Origin of the sequence: Mesorhizobium sp. M7A.F.Ca.AU.002.02.1.1, from assembly GCF_003998535.1 — a bacterium.
GTDB classification, from domain to species: domain Bacteria; phylum Pseudomonadota; class Alphaproteobacteria; order Rhizobiales; family Rhizobiaceae; genus Mesorhizobium; species Mesorhizobium ciceri.
Genome location: NZ_RZPB01000117.1, coordinates 1 through 11705 on the forward strand (window position 1 = coordinate 1; position 11705 = coordinate 11705).

General features: G+C 63.0%; 10 protein-coding genes and 1 pseudogene. 9 read left to right on the top strand and 2 right to left on the bottom strand.

The window, feature by feature from the left end:
* From EN879_RS10215 to EN879_RS10235, 5 genes are all read left to right on the top strand, one after another.
* Nucleotides 1-1018, top strand: a 1018-nt coding sequence (locus EN879_RS10215) for a molybdopterin cofactor-binding domain-containing protein (RefSeq protein WP_164774368.1), incomplete at its 5' end; no start/stop codon positions are given.
* Between the two features lie 232 nt (nucleotides 1019-1250).
* Nucleotides 1251-1730: a (2Fe-2S)-binding protein gene (locus EN879_RS10220; protein ID WP_013530702.1), complete on the top strand. Its 480-nt coding sequence runs from the start codon at nucleotides 1251-1253 to the stop codon at nucleotides 1728-1730.
* A complete protein-coding gene (locus EN879_RS10225; RefSeq protein WP_063168587.1) occupies nucleotides 1727-2710 on the top strand; it encodes a xanthine dehydrogenase family protein subunit M in 984 nt (327 codons plus the stop codon). Before EN879_RS10220 ends, EN879_RS10225 begins: the two co-directional genes overlap by 4 nt.
* On the top strand, nucleotides 2707-5004 hold the full coding sequence (locus EN879_RS10230) for a xanthine dehydrogenase family protein molybdopterin-binding subunit (RefSeq protein ID WP_063168588.1): 2298 nt from the start codon (nucleotides 2707-2709) through the stop codon (nucleotides 5002-5004). The genes EN879_RS10225 and EN879_RS10230 overlap by 4 nt, the downstream gene beginning before the upstream one ends.
* Nucleotides 5005-5127: 123 nt before the next feature.
* Nucleotides 5128-5463: a hypothetical protein gene (locus EN879_RS10235; protein WP_127224178.1), complete on the top strand. Its 336-nt coding sequence runs from the start codon at nucleotides 5128-5130 to the stop codon at nucleotides 5461-5463.
* Between the two features lie 70 nt (nucleotides 5464-5533).
* Here EN879_RS10235 and EN879_RS10240 read toward each other — a convergent pair whose 3' ends face one another.
* Together EN879_RS10240 and EN879_RS10245 are read right to left on the bottom strand one after the other, a co-directional pair.
* Nucleotides 5534-6595, bottom strand: coding sequence for a 2-oxoglutarate and iron-dependent oxygenase domain-containing protein (locus EN879_RS10240; protein ID WP_063168589.1), 1062 nt, complete (start codon nucleotides 6593-6595; stop codon nucleotides 5534-5536).
* Nucleotides 6592-7551, bottom strand: a complete 960-nt coding sequence (locus EN879_RS10245) for a LysR family transcriptional regulator (protein ID WP_127274041.1) — start codon at nucleotides 7549-7551, stop codon at nucleotides 6592-6594. Before EN879_RS10245 ends, EN879_RS10240 begins: the two co-directional genes overlap by 4 nt.
* Between EN879_RS10245 and EN879_RS10250 the strand changes: the two genes are divergently transcribed.
* The 4 genes and pseudogenes from EN879_RS10250 to EN879_RS10265 all read left to right on the top strand — a co-directional run.
* Complete coding sequence (locus EN879_RS10250; RefSeq protein ID WP_164745855.1) at nucleotides 7527-8888, top strand: BMP family ABC transporter substrate-binding protein; 1362 nt, start codon at nucleotides 7527-7529, stop codon at nucleotides 8886-8888. The two genes, EN879_RS10245 and EN879_RS10250, sit on opposite strands and share 25 nt — an antisense overlap.
* Nucleotides 8888-10438: an ABC transporter ATP-binding protein gene (locus EN879_RS10255; protein WP_082826499.1), complete on the top strand. Its 1551-nt coding sequence runs from the start codon at nucleotides 8888-8890 to the stop codon at nucleotides 10436-10438. The genes EN879_RS10250 and EN879_RS10255 overlap by 1 nt, the downstream gene beginning before the upstream one ends.
* On the top strand, nucleotides 10431-11489 hold the full coding sequence (locus EN879_RS10260; protein WP_013530695.1) for an ABC transporter permease: 1059 nt from the start codon (nucleotides 10431-10433) through the stop codon (nucleotides 11487-11489). Before EN879_RS10255 ends, EN879_RS10260 begins: the two co-directional genes overlap by 8 nt.
* Nucleotides 11490-11503: 14 nt before the next feature.
* Nucleotides 11504-11705: pseudogene (locus tag EN879_RS10265) on the top strand (ABC transporter permease); the annotation flags it as partial.

Below are 11705 nucleotides of genomic sequence, written 5' to 3' on the forward strand. Positions count from 1 at the left end.
CAGGCAAGCGGCCGAGACGTTCGGCTGGGCGAGCCGCCCGCTTCAGCCTCGGCTGATGCGCGACGCCGACGGTTTCCTGACCGGCTGGGGCATGGGCACGGCGACCTTCCCGGCGATCATGTTCCAGGCCGAAGCGCGGGCGGTGCTGAGAGCCGATGGCAGCGGCGTGATGGAGACCGGCGCTCAGGACATGGGGCAAGGCGCCTGGACCGCCTTCGCCCAGATCGCCGCCGACGGACTGGGACTGGATATCGACCAGGTCGATTTCAGGGCCGGCAGCTCCGATCTGCCCAATGCAGGCATTGCCGGCGGCTCCGGCCACACGGCGACGGCCGGCATGGCGATCCACAATGCGGGCGCCGCCGTCATCGCCAGGCTCGCCGATCTCGCCACCGGCGACGAGGGCTCGCCGCTCTACGGCGCCGGCAATGAAGGCGTGCTGGCGCGCGGCGGCCGCCTCTATCGGCGCGACGATGAAAGCCGCGGTGAAAGCTACGCCGAAATCCTCACGCGCGCGGGCCTCACCGAGATCGAGGGCCACGGCAAGGGCGCTCCCGACCCGGCGTCTCAGGAGGCCTATGCCAAGCACGCGCATGGCGCCGTGTTTGCCGAGGTGAAGGTCGATCCGGATTTTGGCCAGATCCGTGTCACAAGGCTGGTCGGTGCGTTCGCCGCCGGACGGGTCATCAATCCCAGGCTGGTGCGCAGCCAGTATTATGGCGGCATGATCTGGGGCGTCTCGTTCGCGCTGCATGAGGAAGCCATCACCGACCGGCGCTCTGGCCGGATCCAGAATGCCAACCTCGCCGAATATCATGTCCCGGTGAATGCCGACGTTCCATCGGTCGAGGCGTTGCTGGTCCACGAGGACGACCCTCACGTCAACGCGCTCGGCATCAAGGGCGTCGGCGAAATCGGCATCACCGGCACGGCCGGCGCCGTCGCCAATGCGGTCTGGCATGCGACCGGCGTGCGGCCGCGGCGCTTTCCGGTCCGCATCGAGGACCTGCTGGGGTGAGGAGTGGTCCACCTAGCGGATGGGAAGCCAATTGCTTGGCTTCCCGAACGACGAATGGTGAAGGCCCGGTCCGCCTTCGGGCGCACCAAAAAGTCCAGTGGACCTTTTTAAGGGGCTGAACGCCCGAAGGCGGGGAGCGGCAGCGAAGGGCCGCACAGCCGGCGCCAGGTCCCCGCCGGCTGCCAAAGATGAAATCAACGACTTCGCGTCAAGCAACTGGAGCCCGACGCCCATGACCAAAACAACGATCCCAGTTCATCTCGACATCAACGGCCGTGATCACGATCTGCAACTCGAGCCGCGCGTCACGCTGCTCGATGCCTTGCGCGATCGCCTCGGCCTGACCGGAACCAAGAAGGGCTGCGACCACGGCCAGTGCGGCGCCTGCACCGTGCATATCGACGGCGAGCGCGTGCTGGCCTGCCTGACGCTGGCCGCACAAGTCGAGGGCCGCACCGTCACCACCATAGAGGGGCTTGCACGGGAGGGCGAAATGCATCCCGTGCAGGCTGCCTTCCTCGAACAGGACGCCTTCCAGTGCGGCTATTGTACGCCGGGCCAGATCATGTCGGCGGTCGCCTGCATCCGCGAAGGCCATGCCGGCTCCGACGAAGAAATCCGCGAGTATATGGCCGGCAACCTCTGCCGCTGCGGCGCCTATCCGCACATCGTCGCCGCTGTCCGCCAGGCAGCATTGGAGGCCGCATCATGAGGGATTTTTCGTATGTGCGCGCCAATTCGCTCGATGCGGCACGCCAGGCGGCCGCCCTGCCCGGCGCCATGCTCTTGGCCGGCGGCACCACGCTGATCGACCTCGCCAAATGCGGCGTCGCCGAGCCCGAGACGCTGGTCGACATCACCCATCTCAAGGGGTTGGGCAGGATCGAGGTGAACGAGCGCGGCGTCACCATCGGCGCACTGGCCAGGATGAGCCATGTCGCCGACCATGCCGACATCAAGAGTAGCTTCCCCGCCATTTCCGAAGCCCTGTGGCAGGCGGCTTCCGCGCAGATCCGCAACATGGCGACCATCGGCGGCAATCTGATGCAGCGCACGCGCTGCCCTTATTTCCGCGATCCCGCGAATTTCCCAGCCTGCAACAAGCGTGAGCCCGGCTCTGGCTGTTCGGCGATCGGCGGCGTTACCCGTGGCCATGCGGTGCTTGGCATCAGCGACGCGTGCATCGCCATGTATCCGGGCGACCTCGCCGTGGCGCTGGTCGCCTTCGATGCGATCGTGCATCTGGGCGAGCGCCACATCCCGGTCGACGACTTTTTCCTGCTGCCCGGCACCACGCCGGATCGGGAACACGCGATCGAACCGGGCGAGATGATCACCGCGATCGAGATCCCCGGCTCGGCCCCTGCCCGGCGTTCGACTTATCTCAAGATCCGCGACCGGCAATCCTATGAGTTTGCCGCCGCGAGCGCGGCGGTCGGCATTGAGTTCGAACCTGACGGCCGAACGATCCGCGATTTGCGCGTCGCGCTTGGCGGCGTCGCGACCAAGCCGTGGCGTGCGCGGGCCGTGGAAAACGCGCTGAAGGGCAAGGTGCTGGAGCCGGACACTGTGCGCGCCGCCAGCCTGCTCGCCGTCGAAGGCTCTGTCGACCATGGCGCCAACCACTACAAGGTCGAACTGGCGCCGCGCGTCGTCGCCCGCGCCATCCGCAAATTGGGAGAGACGGCATGACCGTTCACAACATCAGGCATGGGGATGCGTCCGACGGCGCTTTTGCCGAAGCCGTCGGCGGCCGGCTGTCGCGCATCGACGGCCCGGCCAAGATCACCGGTGCGGCGAAATACGCCGTCGAGCAGCAGCTCGAAGGCCTCGCCTACGCCGTCCTGGTCGAGAGCACGATTGCATCGGGCAAGGTGCGCGCGATCGACACCACTGCCGCCGAGGTGGCGCCCGGCGTGCTGCAGGTGCTGACGCCGGACACCATCATCAGCCTGAGGACCGCGGCGGACTGGTTCGGCACGCCGCCGCCCGACAAGCCGTATTGCCCGCTCGCGCGCGACATCACCTTTTCGGGTCAGCATGTCGCCGCCGTGGTCGCCGAGACCTTCGAGCGGGCGGTCGCGGCGGCGGCACTGGTCAAGGTCAGCTATGAGGAAACGCCTGCCATCGTCGACCTCAGCGACGCCAAAGCCGGCGATGGCATCGCGATCGATGCCATGACCAAGGAATGGGGCGACGCGCAAGGTGCGTTCGCCTCGGCGCCGGTCCGCATCTGCGCCGCCTACAACACGCCGCGCGAGTACCAGGCGCCGATGGAGCCGCATGGCCTGATCGCCCGCTGGGAGGGCGACCACCTCACCGTGTGGGAGCCGAGCCAATGGCTGGACGGCATGGCGCGCACCTATGCCGAATGGTTCGGTGTGCCGTTCGAGAACGTGCGGCTGGTGTCGCCCTATATTGGCGGCGGCTTCGGCTCCAAGGCGCTGGCGCTCAGCCATGGCGCGGTGGCCGCCTGTGCGGCCAAAATGCTCGGCCGGCCGGTGCGGCTGGTGATGACCCGGCCGCAGACTTTTACCGGCTATGGCGGCCGCGCGGCGACGCGCCAGACGGTGACGATCGGCGCCGACGTGCAGGGAAAGATCCAGTCGATCGTGCATCGCGGCGTCAATGAAACATCCATCGACGGCATGTGGGTCGAGCCGCTCGGATCGGTCACCTCGATCATGTACACAACGCCGAATTTCTCCTCGAAGCAGAATGTCGTACGGGTCAATTCGGTGGTGCCGGGCGCCATGCGCGCGCCGGGCGAAAACCCCTCAGCCTTCGGCATCGAAAGCGCCATCGACGAGCTTGCCTACGAGGTCGGCATCGATCCGCTGGAGATCCGGCTCCGAAACTATGCCGAGCAGGATCCACATGCCAAAAAAGCCTGGTCGACCAGGCAGTTGCGCGAGGCTTTTGCTGCAGGCGCCGAACGCTTCGGCTGGTCCAGGCGCACACCCGAACCGCGCTCGATGCGCGACGGCAACCAGTTGATCGGCTGGGGCGTCGCCGCCGGCACCTATCCGGTGCGACGCGCCTATGGCGAGGCGCTCGTGCGCATCCTGGCCGATGGTTCGGTCGAGGTCGAAAGCTCCTCGATCGACATGGGCCAGGGCACCTACACCATCCTGGCGCAGACCGCCGCCGAAACGCTCGGCGTGCGAGCTGACGACGTGGTGGTGAAGCTCGGTGACTCCCGCTTTCCGCGCGCCGGCGTCACCGGCGGTTCGCGGCTGGCCGGCGTGATGACGGGTGCGGTCTACAAGGCGGCAACCTCGGCCCTCGACCAGTTGGTGGGCCTCGCCATCAGCGATCCACGCTCGCCCTTCCACGCGCTGCAGGCCAACACGCTGGTCGTCGCCAATGGCCGTATCGCTTCGCCGCGCGGCGACGGCCCCGATGTCTCCGTCGCCGAACTGCTCAAGTGCGTCGGCCGCGACCACATCGAAGCCACCGGCGACACCATGCCGGCCAATTCGACGCCAGATGATCGCTACAAGAACTACACCACCATCGCCATGTCGGTGCCGCACACCGAGGGCGACTATTCCCGCCACTCCTGGTGCGCGCATTTCATCGAAGTGCGCGTCGACGAGGATTTCGGCACGGTGCGTGTATCGCGTGTGGTGTCGGCGCTGGATTCGGGCCGGCTCTACAACCCGAAACTTGCCGAAAGCCAATGGAAGGGCGGCATCATCATGGGCATCGGCCAGGCGCTATTGGAAGAAGGCATCGTCGACCGCCGCCACGGCCGCATCGTCAATGACAACCTCGCCGACTACCTCGTGCCGACCAATGCCGACATCCCCGACATCGAGGTGATCTCGGTCGGCATCCCCGACCTGCATTCCTCGGTGCTCGGCGGCAAGGGCGTTGGCGAACTGGCCATTGTCGGCGTGGCGCCGGCGATTGCCAACGCGGTATTCCATGCGACGGGAAAGAGGATCAGGGATCTGCCGATCACGCTGGAGAAGCTGATTTAAGGGCGGTGGCCGATCTACCCCTTGAGGGTCCCCTTGTGGGGAGGCCAGGCCGCAGCTTCGGGCGGTGGTGCTCCCTCCACACTTTCACCTTCAGCACTCGCGCAACCATCAAGGGGTAAGACCATGAGCGACATCCATTTTGGCACCGGCAAAATGCCCCCTGAAAACATTACCCCCCTCAGCATCGCCGACTGGCTGTGCCTTGCCGCGGCCATAGCCGAAACCGAGGCCCGCCACGCGATCCGAAAACCGCTGACCCGGACGACGAGCCGTGACTTCCTTATGCAGGTTTTCTGCTCCGTTGCTGCTCAAAGCCCAAATCGGCAAGACCGCGCTCCACCAAGCCCTCAAAGCCGAAAAATTAGCCACATCCACCGTCAAACCGAAATGGGTTCTTCTGGTGACGCCATGGCTAACCAGTTAACCCGACGCTACCCATCGAGGGTGCTATCATATTGATCTCGGTCAACGGACGGCGGGTATGCGACGCGCGGCCACAGGAGCGGCCGCGCATGACAGGATTATCCGCTTAAGCCGCGGTTTCGGCGCCGGCCTCGCTTTGCGCGGCATAGTGCGCAAATGTCGCCTTGAAGCGGCCGTTGACGTATTCGCCCGACGTGATCGGAGGGTACTTCGCAGGATGATCCTCATCAATGCAACTGGGAAGCACCTCGATCACGGCATCATAGTTTGGACCGAAGAAGAACGGGATCGAATAGCGTTCTTTGCCGGAACGATTCACCGCGCGGTGGACGGTCGAGGCGAAAAGGTCATTGGTCCAACGCGCCATCTGATCTCCCACATTGACGACGAAGCAGCCGGGGACGGGATCGGCCGCAATCCACTCGCCAGTTGCATTCAGTACCTGCAAGGCTGAAATACCATCCTTCTGGGCCAGGATCGTGAAGCACTCATAGTCCGAATGCGCCCCAATTCCGATCTGGCGGTCATCGATCTCGCCAAACTGCGGTGGATAGTGGAGCACCCGCAAAGTTGCGAGCGGCTTGCCGACCAGCAGGTCGAAATATGTCTCCTCCAACCCAAGAGCCAGAGCAAAGGCATGGAGCAGGTGGCCACTCAGCGTCAGCATCTCGGCATGGTAGGCTTCCAGTGCCGTTCGGAATTCCGGCCTGCCCGCTGGCCACTGGTTGGGACCGTAGAGTACTTTGCCGGCCTTCACGTCCGGATCGTCGGCTGGCACATCCAGCGCAATATCATACGATTCGTGCAGGTCTCCGCGCGCGGTCGGATCCGTATTCTCTTCCAATATTGCCGCATAACCGCGATTATTCTTTGAATTGGAAACGTGATTCTCCATCTTCACGTCGTCGGATTCGGCGAAATACACCTCCGCCACCCCAAACGCGGCATCGATGACCTCCTTCGGAACGTGATGGTTCTTGATATAGAGGAAGCCGACTTCCGTGCAGGCCTTGCGCAGTTCCTGGGCGAGCTTTCGCTTGGCCGCCTCGTTGCCTGCGAACATGGGCTCGAGATCGATGATCGGGATCTTGTCGAAGCTGACACGCTGCGGGTCGAGCCCTCCCCCTTTCATTGCACGCGCGCCATTACCGGTTTCAAGGACCTTCATTTTTCTGTTCCCTTTTCTTGCTGGCTTGCATCGAAGATTGTTTCGACGTAGTAGCGCGGCCCCGTGAAAACGAAGCCGGGCGAGAAGTAGCGGCCGCAGACATCCATGAACGCGGTCATCTTACGCGATGGGGCGTGCGGGCGCGATATGCGGATGCTGACCCGCTTTTCCGCGGACTCCCATGTGTCGAGCAACGGAATGAGGTGGCCGCGTTCACACTCGATCGTGGTGAAGAAGTGCGGTAGATAGGCAATGCCCTCGCCCGCAACGGCGAAGTACTTGATAGTCCAGTATTCGTTGGCGATCAGGTTGCTGCGCGGCAAGATACTTTCCTGCGCGGTACCTTTCTGTAGCCGCCAGTGCTGCAGGCCCGCCGAGGTGCGATAGACAATGCCCTGGTGTTCCGCCAAATCGGCGGGTTTTCGTGGCATCCCGGCACGCTCGACATAACTCTTGCTGGCAAAGAGTGCGAATTTTGCGGTGGAGAGCGTTTCGCCGACTTCGATACCTTCGTCCCATGAAATCACGGCGTCGAGCATATCGAGGCTCTCTGGCGCGTAGAGAACGTGCGGCGAAAAGAAGGTGAGTTCGATTTCCACCTTGGGGTAGAGCTTTCTGAACGCCATGAGCATCTGCGTGTAGTAGGCCGTGCCGAACTCCCCCGTGGCGCCGATCCACAAGGTTCCGGTCACGTCGTCGCTCAGTTCCGTCACGGCGGCCCGCGCCGTATCGCAGCTTTGCAGGATCTGCCGCGCGTGCCCGAGCAGGGTTTGCCCTGCTTCCGTGAGCAACAGGACACGGCCGGAGCGCTCGAACAGAGCGACCTTCAGATCGTCTTCAAGCTGCTTGAGCCGGAGACTGAGCGTGGATTTGGGCAGGCCGTACAACTTCGCCGCGGCCGACAATGACCGCAGTTCCGCGATTTTTACAAATGATGCCAGAGCATCGGTGTTCATTTGATCGTTCACATTTCTGCACAAAGTGCCCAAAAAATGAGCATGATTATTTTTGTTGCATGAACGAACGTAATCGGCTGTTATGCACTGCACAAGAGCCAATTCGCTTTTGCCAAATCAAAAAAGACGCTCCGGCGGCAATCGTCACCGTGCAGGGAAGCTGCATGGGCGCGGCGTGCTTCCGGCTGAGAAAATCAAAGAAAAACAAGGGGAACCACGAAATGAAAGAGCGCAACACGAAGCCGTCCGACTCAGTTCGCCTGTTCGCGGCGGCGGCCACGGTTTTCGTATTCTGTGCTACGTCCGGCGCTTATGCCTTTACTCTGGAAGGGGCGCCCAAGGTCGCGTTCATCTACGCAAGTTCAGCGCAAGACGGCGGATGGAACGAAGCCCTCGAGGCCGGCCGCAAGGCCTTGGAGGAACAGCTACAGGTGCCCGTCTCGGTGACGGAGAACATACCGGAAGAGGCCACTAAGCTGCGCGCGGCGATCGATCTCTACGTCAAGCGCGGCTTCAACATCATAATCGGCACCACCTATGGCTACAGCGCCCCAATGGCCGAAGCGGCCAAAGCCTATCCGAATGTGGCGTTTCTCAGTGCTTCGGGCACGGAGAATGGGGCCAACATGGAAAGCTTCTATGCCCGCACTTACCAGGGTTGGTACCTTGCAGGCATCGCGGCAGGACAGGCGACGAAGACGAAGAAGATCGGCATCCTCGCCGGCTTTCCGGTCGGCGTGGTGAACTGGGATATCAACAGTTTTGCACTCGGGGCCCGTTCGGTCGATCCTACGATCGAAACGGTCGCGGTCTTCGCCAACTCCTGGTGGGACCCGGTGAAGGAAGGGCAGATCGCCCAGGCCATTCTCGACCAGAAGGCCGACGTGCTCGCCACGAATCTGAGCGCGACCTCGGCGCTCGACGCCGCCGAAAAGGCAGGCGTTCCTTCGATAGGCTTTCAGCTCGACATGTCGCATGCCGCGCCGCGGACGATCCAGACCTCCGTCATCTTCCGCTGGGAGAAATATCTTGTGCCGACGATCAAGGAGATCATCGACGGCAACTGGAAACCCGAGGAATACGGCGCTTTCGAAGGCCTTGAAACCGGCGTGGTCGATCTTGCTCCTTTTGGCCCCTCGGTTTCCGAGGAGACCAAGGCAAAGGTTGAAGCAGCAAAGCAGGAGATCATCGCCGGCAAGCTTGATCCATTCCAGGGCCCTCTGAAAAAGCAAGACGGCACCATCGTTGTCGATGTCGGCGGGAAGGTCGACGATGCGGCGCTCTGGTCGATGGACTATTTCGTCGACGGTGTCATCGGCACCATGCCGGCGAAGTAATGACGACGGCGCTTCAGCAAGCGGGCGACATGCGACGACCGCTGGGCACGCCGGCGGCTCTGTTGATGCGCGGCATAGGCAAGTCGTTTGACGGCAAAGCCGCGCTCCGCGATGCGTCCTTCTGTCTCGAATGGGGGGAGGTGCATGCCATTGTCGGTGAGAACGGTGCAGGCAAGTCCACTTTGATGAACGTGGCGGCCGGCGTCTATGTAGCAGACGGGGGCGACCAATCGATCGACGGCGAAGCGATCAGTTTGCGCAGCCCGCTGGAAGCCGCCGCCGCCGGTCTCGGCATGGTCCATCAGCATTTCCGGCTGGTCGAGAGTTTTACGGTTGCCGAAAATGTTCTCCTCGGCTTCGGCCGCAAGGCTGCTGTGAAAACGCTGACCGATGCGGCGGCGATCGTTTCCGCCAAGTCGAGCGAGATCGGCCTGCCCGTCGATCCGCACAAGCTGGTAGCGAATCTTTCGATCGCCGAACGCCAGCGCGCCGAGATCATCAAGGTCATGCTTCTGGGCGCCCGAATTCTGGTCATGGACGAACCGACGGCGGTGCTGACCGACGAGGAAGCGCGCACGCTCCTCTCTTTTGCCCAACGATTGTCGAGGCAAGGTCACGCCGTGGTTCTGATCACGCACAAGTTCCGGGAGGTTGCCGCTTTCTGCGACCGGGTAACGGTCATGCGGCACGGCGAGACCGTACTTGAGGGTGCGCGGGTTGCGAACGTCACCGAAGCGGAGGTGGCGCGGTTGATGGTCGGCGATGCCTTGACGGTTGCGGGCAGGCCGTTATCTCGGCCGGGTGATGTGTGTCTGAGCGTGGAAAGGCTTTCCGCACGGGCGACCGCTCACGGGCAAAGCCTGAACGATCTCGGGTTCGAGCTGCATGTAGGCGAAATCCTTGGCATCGCCGGCGTCGGCGGGAACGGGCAGGAGGAACTCGTTGCCTGCCTTCTCGGACTCGACCGTGCCGGCGCCGGCGCGATCGTACTGGATGGCCAGGACATATCCACCGCCAAGCCAGACCAGCGCCGCGAGGCCGGCTTGCGCGTCATCCCCTCCGACCGCTTTGACAGCGGGTTGATCCGGGAGCTTTCCATTGCCGACAATCTCGCGCTCACGACCGTCGCCAGCGGTAGCTTCGGCGGCCCGTTTCTCCTGAGCCGGCGGGCGATGCGCGAGAAGGCCGCCGAGGCCATCGATGCGTTCGATATCCGCGGCGCGACGCCGGAACGGCCGGCCTCTTTGCTCTCGGGAGGAAACGCGCAGAAAGTGTTGCTCGCGCGGGAGCTCGATCACGGCCTGAAGGTTCTCATAGCGCATTCCCCTTCTCGCGGGCTGGACATGAAAGCGGCCGAGTTCGTCCGATCGGCGATCCGCAGAGCTGTGGAAGCCGGCGCGGCTTGCCTTCTGATCAGCGAGGATCTCCAGGAGGTCATGTCCCTGTCCCATCGGGTGGCCGTCATGAACAGAGGAAGGATCGCCGGCTGCCGTCAGACCGGCGACGTCACGCCTGAATGGATAGGAGGCCTTTTAGCAGGCCATGCTTGACACAGCTTTCCTTGTTCGCAGGCAAAATCCCGGCTTCTTGTTGACCAGTCTCAGTTATGTTGGCGGACTGTTGGTCGGGCTGACGGTTTCGGCGGTGCTGCTCGTGCATGCGGGCGTGCCGGCAAGCGCTCTTGTGGATGAGTTCCTGATTGCAACTTTTCTGACCTCGGACGGCCTCTCCCAGACGGCGACGGCCGCTTTACCGTTGGTGCTAGTCGGCCTCGCCTCCGGCGTTGCCATGCGTGTGCGGTTTTGGAACATCGGCGTGGAGGGCCAGCTATGGCTCGGCGCGATCGCGTCAACCTGGGTGGCGCTGAACGGCAGCGGGCCTGAAGTGCTGAGGTTGCCGACGATGTTCGTTCTGGCGGCGCTTGCGGGAGCCGCCTGGATTGCGATTCCGCTTTTTCTGAAACTCAAGTGGGGCGTTAACGAGGTTATTTCGACCCTGCTGCTGGGAAGCGTCGCGTTTCTGCTCGTGCAGCATCTTCTGTTCGGGGTCTGGAGAGACCCTTCCAACAGCTTTCCCGTGACCGCCACCTTTCCCGAGGCGAGCTGGTTTCTCGTTCTGGGATGGGGGCAGTTGCATGCCGGAATCTTCCTGGTCGCCGTTATCGCATTGTCCATCTGGTTCGTCATGGAACACAGCCGGGTCGGCTTCTACGCGGATGCTGTAGGTTTCAACGCCAAGGCCGCGCTCGCCACGGGCCTGCCGGTGCTCAGCATAGCCGTGGGGCTCGTGCTGCTCTCCGGCGCTCTCTCAGGCGTTGCCGGCATGATGATCGTGGCGGGGACGGAGCACCGCCTCAACCAGTCCGTCGGCAACGGCTATCTCTTCAGCGCGATCGTGATCGCCTACCTGGCCCGCGCGAAGCCATTGTGGGTGGTCGTGATCTCTTTCGCGCTCGGCGCGGTGTTCACCGCCGGGAATGTCCTGAAGGTTTTCTATTCGATCTCCGAAGCGATGATCGTGCTGATGCAAGGCGCGGTACTGATGTCGATTTTGATGGCGCAGTTCTTCAGCTCCTATTCGCTCAAACGGCCCAAGAACTAGGAAGGGACAGTTGCATGGATTTTCTGATCGGCTGGATTGCCATCATTCCGAGCTATGCGGCACCGTTGCTGCTGGCGAGCCTCGGCCTCATTATCTGCGAAAGAGCCGGCGTTCTCAATCTTGGAGCGGAAGGGCTCATGGCGATCAGTGCCATGACCGGCGCGATGACGGTGCTTTCCGGAGCCGATCCTTGGGTTGGTCTTGCCGCCGGCTCAG

Excerpts from the sequence above, each read along its gene's own strand:
- EN879_RS10225 (WP_063168587.1), top strand. The coding sequence starts at position 1,727 with ATGAGGGATTTTTCGTATGTGCGCGCCAATTCGCTCGATGCGGCACGC.
- EN879_RS10250 (WP_164745855.1), top strand. The coding sequence starts at position 7,527 with ATGATGCCAGAGCATCGGTGTTCATTTGATCGTTCACATTTCTGCACA.
- EN879_RS10245 (WP_127274041.1), bottom strand. The coding sequence starts at position 7,551 with ATGAACACCGATGCTCTGGCATCATTTGTAAAAATCGCGGAACTGCGG.
- EN879_RS10255 (WP_082826499.1), top strand. The coding sequence starts at position 8,888 with ATGACGACGGCGCTTCAGCAAGCGGGCGACATGCGACGACCGCTGGGC.
- EN879_RS10260 (WP_013530695.1), top strand. The coding sequence starts at position 10,431 with ATGCTTGACACAGCTTTCCTTGTTCGCAGGCAAAATCCCGGCTTCTTG.
- EN879_RS10235 (WP_127224178.1), top strand. The coding sequence starts at position 5,128 with ATGAGCGACATCCATTTTGGCACCGGCAAAATGCCCCCTGAAAACATT.
- EN879_RS10220 (WP_013530702.1), top strand. The coding sequence starts at position 1,251 with ATGACCAAAACAACGATCCCAGTTCATCTCGACATCAACGGCCGTGAT.
- EN879_RS10240 (WP_063168589.1), bottom strand. The coding sequence starts at position 6,595 with ATGAAGGTCCTTGAAACCGGTAATGGCGCGCGTGCAATGAAAGGGGGA.
- EN879_RS10230 (WP_063168588.1), top strand. The coding sequence starts at position 2,707 with ATGACCGTTCACAACATCAGGCATGGGGATGCGTCCGACGGCGCTTTT.